Consider the following 22,324-nt stretch of genomic DNA (forward strand, 5'->3'; position numbering starts at 1 on the left):
ACGTGCCCCGGGACCTCCACGTCACCATCCGGCAGAACCCCTCCGCCGACTACACCCGGCTGCCCCTCCAGACCCGTCCGGACGGCCTGCCCTCGAAGGAGCGGGCCCCGCTGGACCTGATCGTCACCCTTCGGCGACACGGCGACGAACTGAACGTCTCGGCCTTCCGGACGGGCGAGCGCACCCCCGGGAACCGCATCCACCGGGCCCGGTTGGCCGTCTCCGCGCCCAAGCTGCTCCACCTCGCCGCCCGGCTGCGCAGCGTCTGGCGCGACCGCCTGATCGGCTACGACCCCGACCCGCTCAACCCGTACCCCTTCGCGAGCACCGTCGACTTCACCCCGCTGGCCGCCGTCGCCGAGCGCAAGGTCGCCGAACTCGCCGAGGAGGGGCGGTACTTCCTGGAGACGATGTTCGAGGGCGGCGACCGCAGCCTGGTCATGTTCCGCGAATACCTCAACCGCACCCTCACCGAGCACGGTTCCCTGCGGATCAGCTTCGACTCCGACCTCCACCTCCCCTGGCCGATGCTCGCCGTGGAGAGCGAGCAGCCCGACCCCTGGGCGGACTTCCTCGGCCACCGCCACCAGATCGAGCAGACCGGCGCCGCCTACCCGCCGATCCAGCCGCCGAACTCCGCCCGCGCCAGGCCCGTCACCAGCCTGAACACCGACGACCAGCTCACCGGCATCGGGCGGGCGCCCGACGTGCGCAAACTCCTGGAGGACCGCTCCCAGCTGACCGTGCGCACCGAGTCCGACCTGCTGCTGAAGGCGCTGTCCGCGGCCGTGCTGGACGAGGACGTCATGTACTTCTGGTGCCACGGCCAGTTCGTCGCCAACGACTCACCGTACGAGCAGCTGGCCGTCCGGCTCTCCGACGACCGGCACATCGACGCCGAGCTGGTGCGCCGCCACCGCCGCCACCACCTCGACCGGCCGGACGCCGTGTTCCGGCCCTTCGTGCTGCTGAACGCCTGCCACACCGGCCAGTCCGCGTCGGCCGAACTGGACCATCTGGGGCGGGCGTTGGTGGACCTCGGGGCGGACGGCGTGCTCGGCCCGCAGATCCAGATCCCGCAGGAGTTCGCCGCCGAGTACGCCTTCGCCTTCCTCGACCACTACCTGACCGGCCAGTACACGGCCGGCGAGATCACCCGACAGCTGGTGCGGTGGTTCGCCAGCGAGTACCGCAACCCGCTGGCCCTCGCCTACTCCCTGCACTGCGGCATCGACAGCATCCTGGAGCTCAACGCATGACCACCCCGGCGCCGCCGACCACCGCACGCCCCGCGACCGTGGACCTGGACGAGCACGGCCGACTGCTCGTGCCCGGCACGGCCACGCCCGTCCCCGAGGCGCGAACCGCCGAGCACCTCGCCCGCCACCTGCGGATCCCCGAGTGGGCGACCGACCTGTTCGTCTACGTCCACGGCTGGCAGACCAGCCCCGAGGCCGCCCACCGCACGGCGGCCGCGCTGGTCGACCGGGCCGCCGCCCTGCACCTCGCCGCCCCGGGCGCCTACCCGGGACTGGCCGCCGGGTTCCGCCCCTGGTGCGTGGTGGTGCGCTGGCCCTCCTCCAGCCTGCCGACCCTGCACGGCTACCGGCGCATCCGGGAGCGCGCGCACGCGATGAGCGCCCGGGGCCAGGCCGGGCGCATCCTCGGCCACCTGCTCGGCTACCTCGACAGCGGCCGCGGCCGCCCGGACGCCCCGCGCGTGCTGGCCAACCGGCACGGCCAGTACCTCCACCTGCTCGGGCACTCCTTCGGCGGCCGCTTCCTCTGCGAGGCCGTCCAGTACGCCGCCGACCGCCCGGCCGGCCCACCGGTGCTGAGCTGGTCGTCCCGCCCCGGCGACCCGGCCCGCCCGTTCACCGTCGACAGCGCGCTCGTCTTCCAGATGGCCGCGCCCCGCGACGCCTTCGACCGGCTGTTCCCCCGCCTGTTCCTCGGCCCCGGCCGGGCCGGCGCCCCGCTGCGCGGCCCGCTCGTCCTCACCCACTCCCGCTGGGACCGCGCCACCGGCTTCTGGCACCTGCGCGCCGAGGGCCGCCCGGGCATCGGCCACTCCGGCACCGGCTCCGCGCCGGTCGCCCAGTTCAGCACCCGGCTGCGCCCGACCGACTCCCCGTACCCGCACGCCGACCTCGACCACCCGATCGTCAACATCGACGCCGGGCACGTCTACCGGGGCGGGCTGGCCACCCGCCGCCTCCACCCCTCCGGCGCCCACTCCGACTTCCAGCACCCGGAGTCCGCCCACCTGCTCCTCAGCCTCGCCTCCCACTCGCGCTGAACCCACGGCGGGGGCCGGGATCCCGCACGGACGCCGGCGGCGCTTCCCGGCGACGGCGTCCGGCGGCCCCGCTCCCCCACCCCGGCGGCGGCTGCAGGTGACCGTGTGCGCCGACGGCACGCCACCGCTCCCCGGACGGGGTGGGCCCGTGTCAGCGCTGGCGCACCGCGCTGAAGCCGCAGACCGGGGTGCAGAGCGTGACGATGCCGCTGTAGCGGTAGTTGGTCCGGCCCCGGGAGACGGTGTGCACGGTCAGCTTCTCCCGCAGGGTGGTCTGGTAGCAGCGCGGGCAGGCGGCGGTGACCGGCTTGCCCCACGGGCGGTTGGGGTTGAGCTTGGTGACCGCCACGCCCATCAGGACGACGGACAGGCCGGTGCCGACGAAGCCGACCACCTGCCACACGCCCTTGCCGGACTCGCGTCGGTCGATCATCTCCTGGTAGCCGAAGGTGCCCCCACCGCCGTGGCTTGACCAGATCCGGCACTCGTCGCTCCGGGTCATGGTCGTCCCGTTGCAGGTGGGGGCGCTGGTCGGGTCGGACTTGCCGACCACCAGCGCCAGGAAGAGACCGAGGCCCGCCAGGAGGACCAGCACCACCAACGCCGTCGCCCGGCTGCGGCCGGTCTGCAGGCGCGTGCGTTCCTTCACCGCCGTCTCGATCACAGCGTGCGCCATGTTGCTGCCGTCGACCGCCACCACTCGTCTCCTGATGTCCGCGTTCTGTGCGTAAACGTCCCCCGGCGGGCCGGGGTTGACACGAACCCACCATGATCAGGACGGCCCCGCGCGGAACTTGGCGAGACCTTGACCTCACCGTGACACGTCCGACGCTCAGCCCTGCGGTGCCACCGAGGCCAGGTAGGCGGCCGCCTTCTCCGGGTCCAGCAGCCAGTCCTCCACATCCGCCGGGTCGTTGAAGCAGTTGGCGAACCGGTCGGCCACGGCGGGGAGTCGGCCGGCCGCGACGAACAGCTCCCCCACGTACGGGGGCGCCGGGGCGAGCATCGCGTTCGTCCAGGTGGTGACCGGCCGCGCGGTCTCCGCCCAGAAGCGGTCGAAGGCGGACTGCTGGAAGTCCCGGTCGAAGGGCTTGTCGCCGTGCGCGAGGATCGCCTCCAGGTAGTGGGCGGCGCACTTGGCGGCGTTGTTCGCCCCCTGCCCGGTGATCGGGTCGTTGGTGACGACCACGTCGGCGACTCCCAACACCGATCCGCCGCCCGGCAGTTCACCGACCGGACGGCGGACCACCGGGGTGAAGCGGCCGGCCAGGGTCGCTCCGGCGTCGGTGAGTTCGACGCCGGAGCGGGTGCGGTCGTACTCCCAAGGGGTGAAGGTCTTCATCAACTCCAGCATCACCCGCAGGTGTTCGGCCGGATCGCGGATCCCGTCGAAGGCGTCCGCCGGACCGCCCGGCTGCGCCTCCCAGAACAGGATGTCGCACGGCCCCGCGGCCGTCAGGGCCGGCATGGTGAAGAACTCGCCGATGCCGGGCACCAGGTTGCAGCGCACCGCCGGGAAGTCGTGCTCGGGGCGCGGCGCGAGCCCGTACACATAGCTCACGGCCAGGGCGCGCTGGGGCCGCAGGTACGGGGAGCGCTCCTCGTCGCGCTCGAACAGCGAGGCAGGCTTGCCCTTGCCGGAGGCGACCAGCACCAGGTCGTACGAGCCGGCCAGGTGTTCCAGGTCGGCGGTGCTCACCTGCCGCAGCTCCACCCGGCCGCCGCGGGCGGCGAAGGCCTCCAGCCAGGTGGACATCTTCAGCCGCTGGTCGACGGACTGGGCGTAGGCGTCCAGCCGCCCGACCCAGTCGATCACCCGGGTCGACTCCGGCCCGCCGACCGACACCCCGACGCCCTCGATCCGCGGCGCCCGCTCGGCCCACAGGTCGAGGCCGAGGGCGCGCTCGGTGCGCAGCGCGGAGTCGAACATGCACTGGGTGGACAGCACCCGCCCGTCCCGCACCTCCTGCGCGTCACGGTCCGTCAGCAGGGTGACGTCGTAGCCGTGGGACTGCAGCCCGAGGGCCAGTTGGAGGCCGGCCTGCCCGGCGCCGACGATCAGAATCCTGCGCATCGCCCCTGCTTCCCTGGTGATCCGTCCGACCCGGGGGCGCCCGCTCCGCCCGGCTGCCAGGTGACTGGATACCAGGCCGCAGTGTCCGCGTCCACGGCGCGCACGGGGCGCGCGCGCCGGGCGGGGCGGGCGCGCGCCGGGTGGGGCCGCGGAGCGGTTGAGTGCCGTAGCCGGTCGCCCCGCCCGCCGGGCGCCCGTCCGCCTCGGCCGTCATCGGTCCCGCTCCGTCACCCTCCGCAGGTCAAGCCCTCGCAAAGCCCCCGCCGTCGACCGGCGGGCCGCCGCCGCATAGGCTGTCCGGGCCCGAACGGCCCGGCGGGCGCCTGAACGGCAGGCGCGTCCGGGAGGGACGGGCGCCACACACCGAAGTACCCAGGGGGGACGCAGCACCATGTACCAGGAATACGACGAACAGCACCCGGAACAGGACCACGACGACCACCTCGTCCACGACGACCACGAGGAGGCCCCGAGCCGCTCCCGGTCCCGCCGGGTCTGGCTGGTGGCGATCGGCGGCGTGTTCACCGCGCTGGTGGTGGTCGGCGGGTACGGCGCCTACAACGTGGTCAGCGCGGTGTCCGGCGGCTCCTCCGGCAAGGGCGCCGGTGCGGACGCGACGGCCTCCAGGGGCCCGCAGACGCCGCCCACCGCCGCGGAGGCCGACGCCGTCGCCAAGGACTTCCTGGCGGCCTGGGGCCGCGGGGACCTCACGGTCGCGGCCGGCCTGACGGACCGTCCGGAAGCCGCCCGGGCGGCCCTGACCTCGTTCCACGACGGGGTGTCCGCCCGTACGCTCACCCTGACCGGGACGGGCGCCGCGGCCTCCGGCACGCCGAGCGAGCCCGCCGTCGGCTACCGGGTGCGGGCCGAGTTCGACGGCACCACGGACGCCTGGGAGTACGACAGCACGCTGGGCGTCGTGCGCGCCGCGGACGGGCGCATCCTGGTCCGCTGGGCGCCGACGGTGATCCACCCCAAGCTGGGCGCCGGGAAGACGCTCGCCGTCAAGGCCCTGCCCAACCCGGTGTCCAAGCCCACCGACCGCAAGGGCCGGCCGCTGGACTCGTTCCCGTCGCTGCGGTCCGTGCTGCCGCAGATCGCCCCGCCCGACGGTGCGAAGGTCGTCACCGGCCAGGCCGTGGTGCTCAGCGGCGGCGGCTCGCAGGACGCGGAGCAGCTGTTCGTGCTGACGCCGCCGAGCGCGCCGCAGGTCGAGCTCACCCTGGACGCCGACCTCCAGCAGATCGCCGAGGACGCGGTGAAGCAGCAGTCGGCCGACGGCAAGCCCGCCTCGCTGGTGGCGATCCAGCCGAGCACCGGGAACATCCTGGCGATGGCCTTCGCCCCGCAGGGCGGCTTCAACCGGGCGGTCGGCGGCGGGCAGGCGCCCGGTTCGACGATGAAGGTGATCACCTCGGCCGCGCTGCTGGAGGCCGGGCTGACCCCGGACACCGCGGCGCCCTGCAAGGAAACCACCAACTCCCCCCGGACCTGGCACAACGACGAACCCGGCAACCACCTCGACTACACCCTCGGCGACGACTTCATCCACTCCTGCAACACCGGGTTCATCGACAAGGGCCTGGAGAAGCTCCAGCCGGGCACCCTGGCGTCGGTCGCCCGCGACCAGTTCGGCCTCGGCCTCCAGTGGCGGATCGGCATCCCCAACCGGGACGCCACCATCCCGGTGCCGGGGAACAGGGACGAGGCGGCCGCCGAGTACATCGGCCAGGGCCAGATCCAGGTGAACTCGCTGCTGATGGCCTCGGTCGCCGCCACCGTACAGAGCGGAACGTTCCGTCAGCCCGTGTTGCGCGAGGACGTCAAGCGCGTGACGGCCCCCGGCCGGCTGCCCGCGGACGTCGCCCAGAGCCTGCGCTCGATGATGGCCCGGACCGCGACCCAGGGCACCGCCCGGGCCCCGATGTCCGGGCTGAGCGGCCAGGTCGGCGCCAAGACCGGCACCGTGGAGGCCGGGTCGCAGGCCACCAACAGCTGGTTCATCGCCTACCGCAACGACCTCGCCGTCGCCGCCGAGGTGGAGGGCGGGGGACACGGCAACAGCGCGGCGGGCGTGGCCGCGGCCCAGGTCCTGAAGGCGGGCGGCGGCAAGGGCTGACACCGCCTGACGAAGCGCTACCGGAGCGGTTCGACCTGCTCCGGGGTGACGCAGTGGGTGTACTCGCCGACCTCGACGGTGTACCCCATCGGCGGCTCCAGCGCGCTCTCCCACCACAGCCCGGTGACCCGCCCGACGGCCCCGGTCGGCCCGCCCTCCGGGGCCGGGCCGGCCAGGATCCGCACCCGGGTGCCCTCCGGCAGGTCACTGCGGTAGCGCGGCGGCAGGTCCGTCCGGCAGCCGCCCAGCGCGGCCAGGAACTCCGGCCGCAGCCGCCACGGGCTCCCGTCCTCGGTCACCACCCCGTACACCGGGCCGTCGTCCTCGACCTCGCAGCCGACCACCACGCCCCGGGTGCCGACCAGCCCGTCCCCCAGCCACCCGAGGTCCGGCACCGGCGGCTCCGGCGTGACCAGTTCCACCAACGCGCCGTACCCCAACCGGGCCTGCTCCGGCCAGGGCGTCTCGTCCAGCAGCCACCGATGCCCGCCCGTCACGCCCGTACTCCCATCACTGCGGATCACTGCGGATCACTGCGGATTTCCGCGCCACGCTAGCAGGACGGGGGCGCCCGCAGTCCGTCACGTCCGCTTCGTTCGTCATCAACCCACCCGGACGACACACGGTCAGTGCCTGCCCGTAGGCTGCCGTGCATGTCTGACCACCTCGGCTACACCTGCACCTGCGGCGACCGGCACCACGACGAACTGCCGCTCAACTTCTCCGCCCCGGCACCCGACGTCTGGGATCCGGCCCTCGAAGCCGATCCGGACAGCATGCTGACGGCCGAGCAGTGCGTCGTCCGGGGCGAGCACTTCTTCGTCAAGGGCCTGATCGAGATCCCGGTGACCGGCGGCGAGGAGGTCTTCTCCTGGGGCGTCTGGGTCTCCTTGAGCAAGGCCAACTTCGCCCGCGCCGCCGAGCTGTGGGAGACCGAGGGCCGGGAGGCGGAACCGCCGTACTTCGGCTGGCTGACCACCGAGCTGCCGATCTACTCGCCGAGCACGATCAACCTGAAGACCATGGTTCACACCCGCCCGGTCGGCCAACGTCCCTTCATCGAGCTGGAGCCGACCGACCACCCGCTCGCCGTGGAACAGCGGGAGGGGATCAGCCACGACCGGGTCCGCGAGATCGTTGCAGCGGTGCTGCACCCGAGCTGAGCGCCCGTCGGCCCCGGCCGGCGCCGGCGGGGGGCGACGGAGGCCCTCCCCACCGCGATCAGCGTCGGCGCCTCCACCACAGGGCCGGCGCCTCCCGTTCCGTGCCGATCGCCGGGTTGCCCGGTCACGGCCTCCTCCACCCGCCCCTGTCGGGCAGCGTACGGGCGGTATCCGACAGGGCCGCGAACGACGAAGGCGAGGAGTTCAGGGACTCCTCGCCACTACCAAAGTATCTCCCACAGGGGGCCTTGCCGCAAGGCCCCCTTCAGGGCGCACAATCGTCGACCGAGGCCGGAACCTGGCGAAATGCGAGGTTCACCCCGTACGTACGTCGGTGTCCCGAGTTGCCGGCCTCTTCTCTTCGAGCTCACTGGGGGATGTCCCGAATGATCGATGTGATCGTGGTCGGCGGCGGGCCGACCGGCCTCATGCTGGCGATCGAACTGCGACTCCACGGCGTGCAGGTGGTGGTGCTGGAGCGGCTGACGGAGCCGACCGGGGAGTCCCGCGGCCAGGGGCTGCACGTGCGCAGCGTGGAGATGATGGACCAGCGCGGGCTGCTGGACCGGTTCCTCGCGGTGGGCGGGAAGTTCCAGGTCGGCGGCTTCTTCGGCCACATCCACAAGCCGTGGCCGGAGACCATGGACACCGCCCACCCGTACGGCCTCAGCGTCGAGCAGCCGGTCACCGAGCGGCTGTTGCGCGAGCACGCGCTCGAACTCGGCGCCGAGATCCGGCACGGCCGGGCGGTCACCGGCCTCGGCCAGGACGAGGAGGCGGTGACGGTCGAACTCGCGGACGGCACCCGGCTGCGCTCGCGCTACCTGGTCGGCTGCGACGGCGGCCGCAGCACCGTGCGCCGACAGCTCGGCATCGCCTTCCCCGGGGAGCCGTCCCGGGTCGACACCCTGCTCGGCGAGCTGTCGCTGGCCGAGGACCCGGCGACGATCGAGGCCGTGGTCACCGAGGTCCGCCGCACCGAGCTGCGCTTCGGCACCGTCCCCCGGGGCGACGGGGCGTACCGGGTGATCGTGCCCGCCCCGGACGTGGCCGAGGACCGGGACGAGCCGCCCACCCTGGAGGAGTTCCGGCAGCAGTTGCGCGCCACCGCCGGGACCGACTTCGGCGCGCACTCGCCCCGCTGGCTCTCCCGCTTCGGCGACGCCACCCGGCAGGCCGAGCACTACCGGCTCGGCCGGGCCTTCCTGGCGGGCGACGCAGCGCACATCCACCCGCCCACCGGCGGCCAGGGCCTCAACCTCGGCATCCAGGACGCCTACAACCTCGGCTGGAAGCTCGCGGCCGCCGTGCACGGCCACGCCCCCGCCGGCCTGCTGGACACCTACCACACCGAACGCCACCCGGTGGGCGCCCGCGTCCTGGCCAACACCCGGGCCCAGATGACCCTGCTGGGCGGCGAGCCCGGCGCGGTCGCGCTGCGGGAGCTGCTCTCCACCCTGATGGACTTCGAGGAGGTGAACCGCTACATCACCGAGATGGTCTTCGGCCTCGGGGTCCGCTACGACCTCGGCGAGGGCCACGAACTGCTCGGCCGCCGCCTGCGGGACGTCCGGCTGAAGCAGGGGCGCCTGTACGAGCGGATGCACGGCGGCCGGGCACTGCTGCTGGACGCGACGGGCGGCGGCCTGTCAGCGGCGGGCTGGGCGGACCGCGTCGACCACGTCATGGACCCGGCGGAGGAGCTGGACGTCCCCGCCGTCCTGCTGCGCCCCGACGGGTACGTGGCCTGGGTCGGCGACGACCAGCACTCGCTGGACGACGCGCTGGCCCGCTGGTTCGGCGCCGCGGCCGCCTGAACGGGGAGCGGCCGGCAGCGGCTCAGTCGGCTGCCGGGTCCGGCGGGCCCGGGTCGATCCTGAGCAGCGAGCGCTTCGCGGTACCGTCCGGCTCGTACACGGTGCGGTACAGGTACGGGCGGTCCGAGCCGGGGAGGAGCACGACGCCCTCCTCGACCACCGGCCGCTGCTCGGCGATGGCCCGGAGCCTGTGGTCGGCGTCGGCCGGGAACTCCGGTTCCGGGGGGCGTCGGTGGCGTCCGGCCACGGCTCCGCTCCGTCCCTTCTGAGCTGGACCGAGCCCGCCCGGAGGGGCCGGGCGGGCTCGGTGTCCGGTCGGTGCGGCGCGCCGCTACTGCGGGCCGGGCTTGATCATCGCGAACGGGGCGCCCTGCGGGTCGGCGACCACCGCCATCCGGCCGGCCACCATGTCGAAGGGCCGGGCGAGGAGGGTGCCGTTGCGCTTGACCACGGTGTCGGCGGCGGAGTCCACGTCGTCGACCGCGAAGTAGCACAGCCAGTGCGCCGGGGTGCCGGGCGGGTCGTCGGCGAGCAGCGAGGCGCCGCCGACGGGGCGGCCGCCGACCTTCAGTTCCCAGTACTGGTCGTTGCCCTCCACCGGCACGACCTCGATGCCGAACGCCTTGCCGTAGAAGGCGCCGGCGGCCCCGATGTCGTCGGTGTGGAGTTCGTTCCAGATCAGTGCGCCGGGTTCGTTGACCACCCCGGCTCCGGAGAAGTCCAACGCCTGCCAGACGCCGAACACCGCGCCCTGCGGGTCCGCGGCGACCAGCATCCGGCCGAGTTTGCCGACGTCCATCACCGGCGCCAGCAGGGTGCCGCCGGCCGAGACGATGGCGTCCTGGGTGGCCTGGGCGTCCGTGGTGGCCAGGTAGCTGGTCCACACGGTGGGCGGCTCCGGCATGCCCGCGGGGGCCGTCGCCGGGCCGATGCCCGCCACCGGCCTGCCGTTGAGCTCGCAGACGGCGTACCCGCCGAACTCGGCCGGGCCGATCCGCCCCTGCCAGCCGAACAGGTCGCGGTAGAAGTCCAGCGCGGCCTGCTGGTCCTGCGCCATCAGATCGATCCAGCACGGGGTGCCGGTCACGTACGGGGTGGTGACTTCGGGCATGCTCGCTCCTTCCTCGGGTGGTCCCCCGCCAGTCACCCTCCCGTCCCGCCCCGGGATCCGCCACCCGACACGCCGCCGCCGCAGGGGGCTCCGGACGGCCGCGGCCGCCCACCCGTTCGGCGCGGTGGAAGAGCCGCCGGGCCGTCCGCCCGGTCTCCCGACCTCGGCGTTTGACCGCGACCACTCATTGTTGTGACGCTTGGTCAACACAGCGTGCACCGTTGGCTCCTGGGGGGACCGTGGACGAACCGCTCCGAATCCGTGTGACCGACGCCGACCGCGGCGCCACCGCCTCCCTGCTGGCCTGGCTGCGGGCCGAGGAGGGACTGCGCGGGCGCGTCGAGCTGGAGGCCGCGCCGCCGCGGCCCGGCTCGCTGGGCACCTTCGCCGACGTGCTCACCGTCGCGGTCGGTACGGGCGGCGCCGTCTCCGGACTGACCAGTGCCCTGATCGCGTGGATCCGGCGGCGGGCCGGCGAGACGGTGATCCAGGTGACCCGCGCGGACGGCAGCTCGATCGAACTGCGGGCGACGGCGGTGCACGGCCTCCGGCCGGACGGCGTCGCCGAGCTCGTGCGCGAGGTGGGCCGCTCGCTCGCCGACCGCCCCGGCCCGGCCGCGCTCCCGGACGGCGATGACTGACGCCGGACTGCCGCTGGGACTCGCCGGCGCCCGGGCCCTGATCATCGGGACCGGCAGCCACGTCCCCGGCTCGGTCCTGCCCGAGGTCCCGGCCGCCGCCGGAACCGTCCGGGCCGTCGAGCGGGCGCTCGTCGACCGCTGCGGCCTCGCCCCCGAGCACGTGCGCACCGTGCTCGACCCGGAGAACCCGGTCGTCCTCGGTGAGGAACTGACCGGCGCGGCCGAGGCGGCGGACTCCGTCCTGCTGGTCTATTACGTCGGCCACGGCCTGGTCGGCGACGACAACGAGCTGTACCTCGCCACCCGCGTCACCGACCACCTGACCCGCGGCCTGCCCTACAAGGGCCTGCGCTACGCGACCCTGCGCGAGACCCTGGCCACCTCCCGGGCCCGCTCGGTGGTCCTGGTCCTGGACTGCTGCTTCTCCGGCCGGGCGGCGCCCGTCCGCGGCCCGGGCGGCCCCTTCGAGTCCGCCCTCCCGGGCGGCGGCTTCGTCCTGGCCTCCGCCGCCCCGGAGGAACTCGCGCTGGCCCCGCCCGGCGCGCCGTACACCGCCTTCAGCGGCGAGCTGCTGCGGCTGCTGCGCGAGGGCGACCCTACGGGGCCGCCGCTGCTCACCCTGGACGACCTCCACCGGGCCCTGTCGCGGGCACTGGGCGACCGGGGCTTCCCCCGGCCGCGCCGCCAGTCCGAGGGGCGGGCCGGCGAGCTGGTCCTGGCCGCCAACCCGGCCTACCAGCCGCCGGAGGCACCCGTGCCGGGGCCGGATCCGGCGACCTGCCCGTACCGGGGCCTGGCCCCGTACGACGCGGAGGACGCCCGGTTCTTCTTCGGCCGCGAGGCACTGACGGCGAAGCTGGTCGGCCGCGTCGCCGAACAGCTCTCCAAGGACGGGCCGCTCGTGGTCGTCGGCCCGTCCGGCGCGGGCAAGTCCTCCCTGCTGCGCGCCGGGCTGCTGCCCGCGCTCGACCACGGGCTGCCGGCGGAGCTGCGACCGGCCCGCTGGCCGCGCGTGGTGTTCACCCCCGGCGACCAGCCGGTGACTCAACTCGCTTGCGTACTGGCGCAGTTGACCCAGGACGCACCGGAGTCCGTACGCGCCGCCCTGATGTCCGATCCGGAATCGGTCGTCGGCCGACTGCCCGAGGACGGGACGCGGCTGGTGCTGGTGGTGGACCAGTTCGAGGAGCTGTTCACCGCGTGCACGGACGAGGCGGAGCGGGAGGCGTTCGTCGCGGCGCTGTCCGCCGCGGCCCGCCGCGGCGCCGGGTCGGCCGCCCCTCGCGCACTCGTCCTGCTGGGGCTGCGCGCCGACTTCTACGGGCACTGCACGGCGTACCCGGCGCTGGCGGCGGCCCTGGCGGACGGCCAGGTGCTGGTCGGCCCGATGACCACCGGGGAACTGCGGGACGCCATCGAGAAACCGGCCCGGCTCGCCGGGCTCGGCCTGGAGGCCGGGCTGCTGGACCTGCTGCTGCGCGACCTGCGCACCGGCGGCGGCCACCGCGGCCCCGGGGCCGCCCTGCCGCTGCTGTCCTACGCCCTGCTGGCCACCTGGCAGAAACGGGCGGGCCGGACGCTGACCATGGCGGGCTACCAGGCCTCCGGCGGCATCTGGGGCGCGGTCGCGCAGGCGGCCGAAGCCACGTACGACGCACTCGACGCCGACGGGCGGCGCGCCGCCCGGCAGATCCTGCTGCGCCTGGTGCACGTGGTGGACGGCGCCGAGGACACCCGCCGCCGGGTCCCGCTCGGCGAACTGGACCTCGAAGGCGACCCGGCGGCCCCGACCGCGCGCGCCGCGCTCACCGAGGCCCGGCTGCTGGTCGTGGACGACGACCACGCCGAACTGGCCCACGAGGCGGTGCTGCGTGCCTGGCAGCGGCTGCGGGACTGGATCGAGAACGACCGGGCCGGCCTGCTGGTCCGCCAGCGGCTGCACGACGCCGCGGACGCCTGGGAGCGGGACGGGCGCGACGAGGGCGCGCTGTACCGGGGCGTCCGGCTGGCCGCCGCCCTGCAGTGGATCGAGGAGTCCGCGCAGCGGCACGGCACCACCCGGGCGGCCCGGGAGTTCCTGGCCGCCGGCCAGGCCCGGCAGGCCGCCGAACGGCGCGCCGAACACCGTCGCACCACCCGGCTGCGGGCCCTGGCCGGCACCCTGGCCGTCCTGCTGCTGGTGGCGGTCGCGGGGGTCGGGACGGCGGTGTGGCAGAAGCGGTCCGCGGACGAGCAGCGGGACGTCCTCGCCTCCAGGGTGGGCGCGCAGGCGGCCGGCAAACTCCGGGCGGTCGACCCGACGCTCGCCCTTCAACTGGCCCTGTCCGCACGGCAGGTCGCGGACACCCCGGAGGCGCGCAGCGCGCTGTTCGACTCGGCGCTGGCGCCGTACTACACGCCGGTGAAGGGGCACACCGACACCGTCAAGAAGCTCTCCTACAGTGCCGACCGGCACCTGCTGGCCAGCGCGGGCACCGATCACACCGTCCGGCTCTGGGACCTCTCGGATCCGCGCCGGGCAAAGCCGCTCGGCGTGATCCGGACCGGCGGCGCCTTCCCGGGCCTCGCCCTCACCGGGGACGGCCGACTGCTCGCCGCCCAGGACAGCGACACCACCGTACGGCTGTGGAACGTGACGGACCCGGCTCAGCCGGAGGCCGTCGCCGTCCTGCCCGGCGCCTCCGGTTCCCTGGCCCTCAGCCCGGACGGGCACAGGCTGGCCGTCCTCGCCGGGGCCGGGTCCTCGCTGTGGGACATCGGCGACCCCCGGCACCCGGTCCGGACGGCCGCCCTGCCCACCGCCACGGGCACAGTGCAGTCCGGGGCGTTCAGCTCGGACGGACACCTGCTCGCCCTCCTGCACTACGAGTCCGAGAACAACACGTCGACCCAACTCTGGAACGTCGCCGACCCGTTGAAGCCGGCGCTCACCGCCACGCTCGCCGACAGCCACGCGGTCGGCGTGGCCTTCAGCCCCCGGGCGCCGCTGCTGGCGCTCGGCGCCAACGGCCGGGGCGTGGGGCTGTGGGACACCGGCGACCCGGCCCGGCCCGCACCCGTCACTGCGTCTTTCGACGCCACGTATCCGGTGGTGATCGAATCGGGGCAGACCGTGGCGGCCCTCGCCTTCTCGCCGGACGGCCGGACGCTGGCGATCGGGGCTTCCGTCGACACCGGCGTCCGGACCGGCCGCATCGAGGCCATGGACATCGGCGATCCGCACGCTCCGGTCCGCGCCGCCGACTATCCCGCCTCCGGTGCAGTCTTCTCGGTCGTGGTGGGCGACGGCGCGTCGTCCCTGCTCTGCGCGAGCGGGGCGGACCACGGGATCCGGAGCTGGCACCCGGCGCCTGTCACCGCCCTGCCCGGCACGGGCGCGTACGGCACCTTCACCCCGGACGGCCGCACCCTCGCCTGGGCCGTCGACCCACCGCGGGGCCGTAGCACCGACGGTGGCCGCGAGTACCACCTGTGGCGGACCACCGGCCCCTACGACGCACATCAGGGCGGAACGGTGACGGGCCTCAACGGCGGACTGGCCCGCACCGTCAACGACCACACCCTGCTGACGTACAGTGACGTCGGACTCCCCCGGCTCTGGGACGTCACCGACCCGGACCACCCCGCCCAGGGCGGCACGCTCAACGAGCCCGCCGACTACGTCGAACACGGCGGAGAGACAGCCACGTTCACCACTGACCTGGACATCGCCGACGGGCTCGTCGTGGCCAACGGCCGGGACGGCCGAATCCACGTCTGGGACGCCACGGACGCTCGGGCCCCCAAGGAGCTCTCCACCATCCAGTCCCCTCAACCACCCGGCCGGCTCCACCTGATCAACCGGAAGCTGTTCTCCGTGGACCGTCTGGCGAGTCACCGGATGAGCGTCTGGGACCTCACCGATCCCGGGCATCCGACCGCCGCCGGACCGATCGATCTCGGCGGCAACCCCGTCGCCGAGGAACACGTGTCGAATCTGCTCGCGATCACCACGGCCAGGATCCCGGGCGCCAACCCGAAGACCGTCCAGCTCTGGGACCTCAGCGATCTCCAGCACCCCTACCACGTCGAGGTCGCCAAGGGCTCCGTGAACGACGTCGCACTCAGCCATGACGGCCGTACCCTCGCGGTGGCGACCGACACGACCGTCGAGCTGTGGGACATCACCGACATCCACCGCCCCGCGCCGGCCGGCTCCCTCGCGCTGGAACGCCAGTCCGACCTCCGTTTCAGCTCCGACGACCGCCTGCTCGTCAGCCGGTCCGTCACCCTGGAGAGCACCGACCCCGATGCCGGACAGATCCACCTCTGGCGGGTGGCGAACCCCCACGAGCCGGCCGAAGTGGGCATGTTCACCGCCTCGCGCGTCGTCTACAGCGCCGGGTTCGGCCCGGACGGGCGCAGTCTCCTGGTCAGCGAGGGCGGAAAGGACGGCGCACCGGGCCGCGTCCTCCTCGTCGACCCCGACATCGACCGGCTCACCCGCCACCTCTGCGACACGGTGGGCACCGCCATCACCCCTGACCAGTGGCACCAGTACTTCCCCGGCAAGCCGTACCAACGCCCCTGCGGCTGACACGTCGACCGTCCGCCAGATGCGATGCCGCAGGGCCAGCCGGGTGCTCGCGGCTGCTCTCAGCGGAAGGCAGCGGCGTTCTCCGCGACCCACTGCACCCGCTCCGGGCCGGTCAGCGCGTACGTACGCCCCGGTGGCCGGGCTCCGTCAGCGGGTACAAGTTCAACCGCGCTTGAGGTCAAGCTCGGAGCGACAGTGCAACGCGCGGCCGAGGTCGCCGACCAGGACGCGCGGGTGGCGTCGCCACCACCACAGCTCGGGCGGCGGGATGCGGTGGAACCGGCCGAGGGCCACGCCGTCGTCGTCGACGGTCGCGGCGCGGAACCTGCGGTCCGACTCCTCGATCCTGCCCGTCCAGAGCAGCACGGTCCGGTCGTCCAGCAGCAGCCACGCCTCGTGCAGCCAGTTCCGGCAGGACAGGTCGTTGACGTACTCGTCCACGTCGTCCCCGTAGCCGCGCTCGACTTCGCCGACCAGCCAGGCCCAACTGGCCACCATCTCCTCGACGGTGAACGCCCTGCGCCAGCCGCGCCGCTGCAGCCGCTCGCCGACCGCCGCCTCGTTGCCCTCGGGATTCATCGCCGCAAGGGTCTCACGCCGCCGTGCGCGCCCGGCACCGGGTAGGGTGCGCGGATCGTGGAGACGGAGAGGTGGCTCGTGGAGACGGCAGCGGTGCGGGCGCAGTTGGCGGGTGCGGTGCGGGCGCAGTTGGCGGGTGCGGCGCGGGCTGCCCTCGGGGGACGGCTGGCGGCCGTGGAGCGGTTGGCGGGCGGCAGCAAGAAGGGCGTGTACCGCCTGGTGACGGACGACGGGGCGACGGCGGTCGCCTACCGCTGGGCCGACGCCGAGAACTACTGGCCGGCCGCCGAGGGCGACGACGACCTCGCCGACCCGTTCTCCCCCGGTCTCGGGCTCGACGTGTTCGAGGCGGCGCACGCACGCCTCGCCGGCCTCGGCGTCCGGGTCCCGGCGATCCGGCTGGTCGACCGCGAGGGTGCATACGGCCCGGCCGACCTGGCCGTCGTCGAGGACGTTCCGGGCGAGAGCCTGGAGTCCCTGCTCGCGCGCGATCCGCGGGCCGCCGCCCCGGTGCTGGCCCGGCTCGGGGAGGCACTGGCGGCGATGCGCGGCCACCGGGCGCCGCGCTACGGCAAGGTAGCCGTGGTCGACACCGGCGGTGCCTCGCACGGGAGTTCCTGTGAGGGGGTGGTGCTGGAGCGCGCCCTGCGGGACCTCGCCGAGGCGGCGGCGCGCGACCCCCGGATCGCGGCCGCCCGCGAGCGGCTGGAGGAGCGGCTGCGGGCCCTGGCGAGGGCGGTGCGGCCGCGGGCGGACTACGCCGTCGTGCACGGGGAACTCGGCCCCGACCACGTGCTGGTGGACACGACCGGGCGGCCCGTGCTGATCGACCTCGAAGGCACGATGTACTTCGACGTCGAGTGGGAGCACGTGTTCCTGCGGATCCGCCTGCACGAGGCCTACCGGCCGTTGAAGGCTCCCGGGCTGGACGAGGACCGGCTCGCCCTCTACCTGCTGGCCCAGCGGCTCTCCCTCACCGCGGGGCCGCTGCGGCTGCTGGACGGGCACTTCCCCGCCCGGGCGGCCATGGCGGCCATCGCCGAGTACAACCTGAACCGGGCCCTGGACCTGGCCCGCTGAACCGCCGTCCCCCGAGTTACCGGCGACGCCGTCTGCGAACATCTGGCGGCCCGTGCCGCCCGCGCTTACGTCGGCCGGTCCGGCTTCTCGTGCGCGGCGGGTATTCCGGGCGGCTGCTCAGCGGTACCAGGTGCGGATCGTGGCCGCGGTCTCCCGGACGTCGGCGTGGCCCGCGCGGATGCGGGCGGCGAGGTCGGCGGCGTGTTTGGGTTCGGCGGTGACGACGACGCCGGAGGCGCTGAGGTAGGCGGCGGCAACCACGGCGGCAAAGTGCTCGTTGGCCGACTCCAGGGCCGGAACCCGGATCAGCTGGTGCATCAGCGCGGCCGCGCGCTGGTGCAACCCGCCGTAGACAGGGACGTCCATGACCTCGTCGGCGTGCCGGGCGACGGCGGCGGCGAGGGTGCCGTAGTCGGTGACGTCCGGGTTCCCGGGCAGGAACTGGTGGGCGAGGTCGAGCAGCCAGGCCCGGTCGATCCGCAGGATCACGCGGCGTCCGCCGCCGCGTCGCGGGCGGGGGCCGGGTACGGGCCGAACTCCGCCTCGAACGCCGGGCCCCAGGCCTGGGAGAAGTGGGCGGCGGCGGTCAGGAAGCGCTCACGGCGCTCGTCCGCCTCCTCCGCCAGCACCTTGCGCGCGTAGTCCGGCAGGCTCATCCCGGCGGCCTCGGCGCGCTTCTCCAGCGCCTCGTGCACGGCGTCGTCCAGGCGGACGTTCAACTGCTTCATGGCGGCGAGCGTAGCGGCCGGTAGCGCCCGCTACAAGGCGGCTCAGAACACCGGGGGCCGCACCAGCAGCGTCATCCGCCACACCGTGCTCCAGCGGATCGGGCGCCGGGGCGGGCACGGGGTCCGAACGCCCTCCAGGAAGCCGGCCCACCGGGCCTCCAGCCCCGCCCTCGGCGGGCGCAGGCCTCCCGGACCCGCGCGCGCTCGCCCTCCTGGGCGGCCACCGAGCCGAGCAGCGCGCGCAGTTCCCGAGGCCGGTCTATCCCTCCCGCCCGGCGGACTCGACGCGGACCTCCAGGGCGGGCCAGTGCGCCGCCCAGCGGGTCAGCCGGTCCGCGTCCAACGGGCTCTGCGGGAGCAACGAGGGGTCGGGCCGGAAGGTCACGGAGGTACCGGTGGTGCCGTCGGGTTCGACCGGGTCGAGGTCGGTGACCGGCAGGCCGTGCTCGTAGCGCTGGGTCCAGGCCCCGTTGTGCCGGCGGTTGGTGTGCACCAGCCAGGAGCTGAGTGCCGCGACCACCGACATGCCCCGGCGCGGGTGCCCGTCCGGGAGCCGCTCCGCCTCGGGCCGGTCGAAGAAGCGCAGGTCCTTGGTGGCCATGACCGGCTTCTTCACCACCTCGCCGTGCTCGTCGACCCGGGTGTCGGTGCCCCGCCCGTCGTCGCGGACGGTGACCGAGCCGTCGGCGTGCAGGGTGACGACGCACCGGCCCGCGCCGCGCGCGGCCGCCTCGTCGCCGGGGTAGGCGAGCACCTCCAGTACGAGGTGTTCGACGCCGCCCGGCGCGAACTCCGCGGCCTGCGCGCGGATCCCGGCGAGGTGCCCGGTGTCCACGGCGGCGGCCCAGTCGTGGGTGGTGTTGGTCCAGGCAGTCCTGGTGCGTCCGTCCATCCGACGAGTATGCCCGAGCGGTCAGCTGCCGCCGGCCACCAGCTGGTCCCCCAACGCGCTGCGCCGGTACAGGACTTGACGGCCGTCCCGGGCCCGGGCGACCAGCCCGGTGGCGTGCAGCACCCGCAGCTGCTGGGAGACCGCGCTCGGGGTGACGCGCAGTCGCCGGGCCAGTTCGACGGTGGGCAGCGGCTCCTGCAGCAGCACGAGCAGCCGGGCGCGCGGGGCGCCGAGCAGGGTGGTGAGGGCGGCCGGGTCGGGGGCCGGCGGGGTGTCCCAGAGGGTGGCCACGCCGCGGCTGGGGTAGACCAGGCGGGGCGGCACGTCCGGGCTGACCGGCGGTGCGGGCTTGTGGGCGAACACGGACGGCAGGAGCAGCAGCCCCCGGCCGGACGGGGCGACCCGGTGGTGGCTGATCATCCGGTCGACGTGCAGCCCGCCGCCCTCCCAGCGCAGGTCCGGGTGCATGTCGGCGAACAGCAACCGGGCGCCGCCGAGGGCGAGTTGGCGGGCACGGTAGGTCATGTCCGCCTCCAGCACCAGCCTCATCCGCGGCCACAGCGGCTCGATCGCCACCGTCCAGTAGCGGCGCAGCAGTTCGCAGATCGCGTCGCGCAGCCCGAGGACCGTCGCGTCCTCCTCGGCGAGCGCGTCGCGGAGCGCCTCCGGCAGGACGTCGGGTGCGTGGGCGAGCGCCAGGTCGTGCCGCACCTCGGCCGCCGACGCCCGCCGGACGACGGCGAGTTCCTCCTCGAAGGCCGGCGCGAAGCCGCCGGCGGCCGGGGTCAGGAAGTCGGGCAGGGTGCGCCGGCGCGCCACCAGGGACATCAGCAGCCCGGTGTCCAGCCCGCCGAGCCGGCCGAGCACCGAGCGCCGCCAGGGCAGGTGCAGCGCGGACAGCCCCGGGTCCTGGAGCACCCGCAGGCTGAGCACGGCCTCGTGCAGCGGGGAGAGCGCGAAGCGGGTGCCGGCGAGGTCCTCGACGTCGAGCTCGAAACTGATCATTGAGCCCCAGGCTACATCCATTGGCCGGGACCGGCCGATGCCGTGCACTTCCCCCATGACCTCCACCACCCCGTGCCCGACCACCGCCATCCGATGAACAGCCCGACGAACCACCGCCCGATGAACAGCCGCCCGACGAACCACCGGATCGTCCCCCTGCTCGCCCTCACCTGCGCCGTGGCGGTCGGCAACCTCTACTTCCCCCAGGCCCTCGTCCCGCTGATCGCCACCGGCCTGCAGGTGTCGCCGGGCTCGGCCGCGACCGTGGTGACAGCCACCCAACTCGGGTACACCGCGGGGATCGTCCTCCTGGTGCCGCTCGGCGACCGCTTGCCCAACCGGCCGCTGCTGGTCACCCTGCTGGGCCTCACCGGGCTCGCGCTTCTCACCGCCGGCTGCGCCCCCGCGCTGCCCGTACTGGTCGCGGCGAGCGCGGCGGTCGGCCTGACCACCGTCGCCGCGCAGGTGGTCGGCCCGCTGGCGGCCGGACTGACCGCTCCGAACCGTCAAGGGGCGGTCATCGGCATCCTGTTGAGCGGATCGACCGCCGGGATGCTGCTGGCCCGCACCTTCAGCGGAACCCTCGGCGCCTGGCTGGGCTGGCGGACCCCGTACCTGGTCGCCGCCGCCGCGGCCCTGCTCCTCGCCGCCGTCCTGGCGGTCGCCGTGCCGACCACCACCCCCACCTCCCGCCGTCCCTACCCGGCCCTGCTGCTGGAACCGCTGCGACTGCTGCGCACCGAGCCCGAGCTGCGCCGCTCCAGCCTCTACCAGGCGACCGTCTTCGCCGGGTTCTCCGCCGTCTGGACCGCCGTGGCCCTGTTGCTGACCGGCCCGGCCTACCGCCTGGGCACCCCGGCCGTGGGCCTGCTTGCCCTGGTCGGCGCGGCCACCGTGTGCTGCACCCCGTACGCGGGCCGGCTGGTGGACCGGTACGGCCCGGACCCGGTGAACCTGGTCTGCCTCCTCGGGGTGCTCGCCTCCGCCGCCGTACTGCTCCCCGGAGCCGCGGGCGGCCCGCTCGGGTTGACCGCGCTGGTGCTGGGCACCCTGCTGCTGGACGTGGCGATGCAGTGCGGCATGGTGGCCAGTCAGGCCCGGGTGTACGCCGTCCGCCCGGAGGCCCTGGGCCGGCTCAAGTCCGCCTACATGACCTGCGCGTACCTGGGCGGCAGCGCGGGCTCCTGGCTCGGCGTGCGGATCTGGGCGCCGGCCGGCTGGTGGGGCGTGTGCGCGCTGCTCGCCCTGCTGACCGCCCTGGCCCTGGCCCGCCACCTGTTGGCCGCGCGCTCCGCGACCCGCTGCGCCGCACGGGCCGTCGCCCTCAGCCGGTCACCAGCCGCCGACCGCTGATCTCCTCGGGCCGGATCCGCACCCAGCGCGGCCGGTCGCCACCCGCCCACGGGGCCGCGCCGGGCAGGGCGTCGAGGCGGCGCCGCTCCTCCGGGTCGTCCACGTAGTGCGCCGGGCCGACGACGAGCACGGTCCAGCCGCGCCCCTGGAACTCGTCGATGCGGTCGACCTCCAGGGACACCTCCGCCCCCTCCTCGGGGGCGGTCCCCGTCCGGTCGCCGGTGCGGTAGGCGAAGGAGGCCCGGTCGACCACGTAGTTGACCGGCCGGACCGCCGGGCCGGGCCGCACCGGCAGGGCGATCCGGCCGATCCCGTGCGAGCCGACCAGTTCCCAGCACTCGGCGTCGGTGAGGTGGAGCAGCCTCGGCCGCGGGCCGGGGCCGCCGTGCCCGGGCGGGGTGTCGGGGCCGTCCGCCAGGAGTTCGTCCCGGGTCACGCCGAGCGCGGCGGCGATCCGGACGAAGCCGCCGGGGTCGAAGGCGGGCCCGGCCTGGAGCAGGAGGCCCAGGTAGCGCGGCGCCATCGCCGCCCGGTGGGCCAGGTCCTCCTCGCTCAGGCCGAGCCGCTCGCGCCGTTCGGCGATCCGGCGGGCCACGTCGGTGGGGTCGGGATCGGACGGGTGGTTCACGGTGGTGGCTCCTCGGCTCGCCCAGGGGGCCACCGGACCGGCGTCCGGGCGGTGACCAGGCCCGATCCATCCAAGCGTCCGGCCATCGCCAAGTCGAGGAAGGGCGGGGCCCCGTGCGTGTCGGCGCACCCCGCCGGCCCGCGTGGGGCCCGGCCTTGATCCGCCGTCCCCCGCCCGCGATCGTTTCTCCGAGGCACAATCAGCTCGGTGTCGTCAGCTCGGCGGAGCGCCCCCGGGGTGCGCGGCCGGCCGGCCGTCA

20 protein-coding genes and 1 pseudogene are annotated in these 22,324 nt (G+C 74.6%); 9 read left to right on the forward strand and 12 right to left on the reverse strand.

Going from position 1 to position 22,324, the window contains the following annotated elements; all coding sequences use genetic code 11:
* Positions 1 to 2 precede the first annotated feature (2 nt).
* Positions 3 to 1,259, forward strand: coding sequence for a CHAT domain-containing protein (locus tag ACZ6Z8_RS36330; RefSeq protein ID WP_465614279.1), 1,257 nt, complete (start codon positions 3 to 5; stop codon positions 1,257 to 1,259).
* Positions 1,256 to 2,299, forward strand: coding sequence for a hypothetical protein (locus tag ACZ6Z8_RS36335; protein WP_465614280.1), 1,044 nt, complete (start codon positions 1,256 to 1,258; stop codon positions 2,297 to 2,299). The genes ACZ6Z8_RS36330 and ACZ6Z8_RS36335 overlap by 4 nt, the downstream gene beginning before the upstream one ends.
* 151 nt (positions 2,300 to 2,450) lie before the next feature.
* On the opposite strand, the gene ACZ6Z8_RS36340 is transcribed toward ACZ6Z8_RS36335, so the two are convergent.
* Both ACZ6Z8_RS36340 and ACZ6Z8_RS36345 read right to left on the reverse strand, forming a co-directional pair.
* Complete coding sequence (locus ACZ6Z8_RS36340) at positions 2,451 to 2,996, reverse strand: hypothetical protein (RefSeq protein WP_465614281.1); 546 nt, start codon at positions 2,994 to 2,996, stop codon at positions 2,451 to 2,453.
* A gap of 135 nt (positions 2,997 to 3,131) precedes the next feature.
* Complete coding sequence (locus ACZ6Z8_RS36345; protein WP_465614282.1) at positions 3,132 to 4,373, reverse strand: styrene monooxygenase/indole monooxygenase family protein; 1,242 nt, start codon at positions 4,371 to 4,373, stop codon at positions 3,132 to 3,134.
* A 391-nt stretch (positions 4,374 to 4,764) separates the two neighbouring features.
* Between ACZ6Z8_RS36345 and ACZ6Z8_RS36350 the strand changes: the two genes are divergently transcribed.
* A complete protein-coding gene (locus tag ACZ6Z8_RS36350; RefSeq protein WP_465614283.1) occupies positions 4,765 to 6,492 on the forward strand; it encodes a penicillin-binding transpeptidase domain-containing protein in 1,728 nt (575 codons plus the stop codon).
* A gap of 17 nt (positions 6,493 to 6,509) precedes the next feature.
* Here the strand turns inward: ACZ6Z8_RS36350 and ACZ6Z8_RS36355 are convergent, their stop codons facing one another.
* Positions 6,510 to 6,989 (reverse strand): hypothetical protein, encoded by a 480-nt coding sequence (locus tag ACZ6Z8_RS36355; protein WP_465614284.1) that lies wholly within the window; start codon positions 6,987 to 6,989, stop codon positions 6,510 to 6,512.
* Between the two features lie 156 nt (positions 6,990 to 7,145).
* On the opposite strand from ACZ6Z8_RS36355, the gene ACZ6Z8_RS36360 reads away from it, so the two are divergent.
* Both ACZ6Z8_RS36360 and rox read left to right on the forward strand, forming a co-directional pair.
* Positions 7,146 to 7,655, forward strand: coding sequence for a DUF2199 domain-containing protein (locus tag ACZ6Z8_RS36360; protein ID WP_465614285.1), 510 nt, complete (start codon positions 7,146 to 7,148; stop codon positions 7,653 to 7,655).
* A 386-nt stretch (positions 7,656 to 8,041) separates the two neighbouring features.
* Positions 8,042 to 9,472 (forward strand): rifampin monooxygenase, encoded by a 1,431-nt coding sequence (rox, locus tag ACZ6Z8_RS36365; protein ID WP_465614286.1) that lies wholly within the window; start codon positions 8,042 to 8,044, stop codon positions 9,470 to 9,472.
* 22 nt (positions 9,473 to 9,494) lie between these two features.
* Here the strand turns inward: rox and ACZ6Z8_RS36370 are convergent, their stop codons facing one another.
* Positions 9,495 to 9,719 carry a hypothetical protein gene (locus ACZ6Z8_RS36370; RefSeq protein ID WP_465614287.1) on the reverse strand — a complete coding sequence of 75 codons (225 nt, stop codon included), beginning with the start codon at positions 9,717 to 9,719 and terminating at the stop codon, positions 9,495 to 9,497.
* Positions 9,720 to 9,803: 84 nt separating this feature from the next.
* Complete coding sequence (locus ACZ6Z8_RS36375) at positions 9,804 to 10,583, reverse strand: VOC family protein (RefSeq protein ID WP_465614288.1); 780 nt, start codon at positions 10,581 to 10,583, stop codon at positions 9,804 to 9,806.
* Between the two features lie 263 nt (positions 10,584 to 10,846).
* Here ACZ6Z8_RS36375 and ACZ6Z8_RS36380 point away from each other — a divergent pair, with 263 nt between their 5' ends.
* Together ACZ6Z8_RS36380 and ACZ6Z8_RS36385 are read left to right on the forward strand one after the other, a co-directional pair.
* Positions 10,847 to 11,224 carry an effector-associated constant component EACC1 gene (locus ACZ6Z8_RS36380; RefSeq protein ID WP_465614289.1) on the forward strand — a complete coding sequence of 126 codons (378 nt, stop codon included), beginning with the start codon at positions 10,847 to 10,849 and terminating at the stop codon, positions 11,222 to 11,224.
* Positions 11,217 to 15,800, forward strand: a complete 4,584-nt coding sequence (locus tag ACZ6Z8_RS36385; RefSeq protein WP_465614290.1) for a caspase, EACC1-associated type — start codon at positions 11,217 to 11,219, stop codon at positions 15,798 to 15,800. The genes ACZ6Z8_RS36380 and ACZ6Z8_RS36385 overlap by 8 nt, the downstream gene beginning before the upstream one ends.
* A gap of 162 nt (positions 15,801 to 15,962) precedes the next feature.
* Here ACZ6Z8_RS36385 and ACZ6Z8_RS36390 read toward each other — a convergent pair whose 3' ends face one another.
* Complete coding sequence (locus ACZ6Z8_RS36390) at positions 15,963 to 16,379, reverse strand: hypothetical protein (protein WP_465614291.1); 417 nt, start codon at positions 16,377 to 16,379, stop codon at positions 15,963 to 15,965.
* A 117-nt stretch (positions 16,380 to 16,496) separates the two neighbouring features.
* On the opposite strand from ACZ6Z8_RS36390, the gene ACZ6Z8_RS36395 reads away from it, so the two are divergent.
* The gene (locus ACZ6Z8_RS36395) at positions 16,497 to 17,459 is read left to right on the forward strand and encodes a phosphotransferase family protein (RefSeq protein WP_465614305.1); all 963 of its coding nucleotides are present in this window, start codon (positions 16,497 to 16,499) and stop codon (positions 17,457 to 17,459) included.
* 117 nt (positions 17,460 to 17,576) lie between these two features.
* Here ACZ6Z8_RS36395 and ACZ6Z8_RS36400 read toward each other — a convergent pair whose 3' ends face one another.
* The 5 genes and pseudogenes from ACZ6Z8_RS36400 to ACZ6Z8_RS36420 form a co-directional block, all read right to left on the reverse strand.
* Positions 17,577 to 17,948, reverse strand: a complete 372-nt coding sequence (locus tag ACZ6Z8_RS36400) for a fic family toxin-antitoxin system, toxin component (RefSeq protein ID WP_465614292.1) — start codon at positions 17,946 to 17,948, stop codon at positions 17,577 to 17,579.
* Positions 17,945 to 18,187, reverse strand: coding sequence for a plasmid mobilization protein (locus ACZ6Z8_RS36405; protein WP_465614293.1), 243 nt, complete (start codon positions 18,185 to 18,187; stop codon positions 17,945 to 17,947). The genes ACZ6Z8_RS36400 and ACZ6Z8_RS36405 overlap by 4 nt, the downstream gene beginning before the upstream one ends.
* 42 nt (positions 18,188 to 18,229) lie before the next feature.
* Positions 18,230 to 18,367, reverse strand: a pseudogene (locus ACZ6Z8_RS36410) (glycosyltransferase family 2 protein); the annotation flags it as partial.
* Between the two features lie 79 nt (positions 18,368 to 18,446).
* A complete protein-coding gene (locus ACZ6Z8_RS36415; protein WP_465614294.1) occupies positions 18,447 to 19,079 on the reverse strand; it encodes an ATP-binding protein in 633 nt (210 codons plus the stop codon).
* A gap of 21 nt (positions 19,080 to 19,100) precedes the next feature.
* Positions 19,101 to 20,084, reverse strand: coding sequence for an ArsR/SmtB family transcription factor (locus ACZ6Z8_RS36420; protein WP_465614295.1), 984 nt, complete (start codon positions 20,082 to 20,084; stop codon positions 19,101 to 19,103).
* Between the two features lie 93 nt (positions 20,085 to 20,177).
* Here ACZ6Z8_RS36420 and ACZ6Z8_RS36425 point away from each other — a divergent pair, with 93 nt between their 5' ends.
* Positions 20,178 to 21,437: an MFS transporter gene (locus ACZ6Z8_RS36425; RefSeq protein ID WP_465614296.1), complete on the forward strand. Its 1,260-nt coding sequence runs from the start codon at positions 20,178 to 20,180 to the stop codon at positions 21,435 to 21,437.
* On the opposite strand, the gene ACZ6Z8_RS36430 is transcribed toward ACZ6Z8_RS36425, so the two are convergent.
* Positions 21,409 to 22,065: a pyridoxamine 5'-phosphate oxidase family protein gene (locus ACZ6Z8_RS36430; protein WP_465614297.1), complete on the reverse strand. Its 657-nt coding sequence runs from the start codon at positions 22,063 to 22,065 to the stop codon at positions 21,409 to 21,411. The two genes, ACZ6Z8_RS36425 and ACZ6Z8_RS36430, sit on opposite strands and share 29 nt — an antisense overlap.
* Positions 22,066 to 22,324: the final 259 nt, after the last annotated feature.

The sequence above is a fragment of the Kitasatospora sp. NPDC101108 genome, from assembly GCF_055584725.1.

Coding starts and splice junctions, on each gene's coding strand:
- ACZ6Z8_RS36375 (WP_465614288.1), bottom strand. CDS start 10,583: ATGCCCGAAGTCACCACCCCGTACGTGACCGGCACCCCGTGCTGGATC.
- ACZ6Z8_RS36420 (WP_465614295.1), bottom strand. CDS start 20,084: ATGATCAGTTTCGAGCTCGACGTCGAGGACCTCGCCGGCACCCGCTTC.
- ACZ6Z8_RS36405 (WP_465614293.1), bottom strand. CDS start 18,187: ATGAAGCAGTTGAACGTCCGCCTGGACGACGCCGTGCACGAGGCGCTG.
- ACZ6Z8_RS36360 (WP_465614285.1), top strand. CDS start 7,146: ATGTCTGACCACCTCGGCTACACCTGCACCTGCGGCGACCGGCACCAC.
- ACZ6Z8_RS36385 (WP_465614290.1), top strand. CDS start 11,217: ATGACTGACGCCGGACTGCCGCTGGGACTCGCCGGCGCCCGGGCCCTG.
- ACZ6Z8_RS36390 (WP_465614291.1), bottom strand. CDS start 16,379: ATGAATCCCGAGGGCAACGAGGCGGCGGTCGGCGAGCGGCTGCAGCGG.
- ACZ6Z8_RS36345 (WP_465614282.1), bottom strand. CDS start 4,373: ATGCGCAGGATTCTGATCGTCGGCGCCGGGCAGGCCGGCCTCCAACTG.
- ACZ6Z8_RS36415 (WP_465614294.1), bottom strand. CDS start 19,079: ATGGACGGACGCACCAGGACTGCCTGGACCAACACCACCCACGACTGG.
- ACZ6Z8_RS36350 (WP_465614283.1), top strand. CDS start 4,765: ATGTACCAGGAATACGACGAACAGCACCCGGAACAGGACCACGACGAC.
- rox (WP_465614286.1), top strand. CDS start 8,042: ATGATCGATGTGATCGTGGTCGGCGGCGGGCCGACCGGCCTCATGCTG.
- ACZ6Z8_RS36335 (WP_465614280.1), top strand. CDS start 1,256: ATGACCACCCCGGCGCCGCCGACCACCGCACGCCCCGCGACCGTGGAC.
- ACZ6Z8_RS36425 (WP_465614296.1), top strand. CDS start 20,178: ATGAACAGCCCGACGAACCACCGCCCGATGAACAGCCGCCCGACGAAC.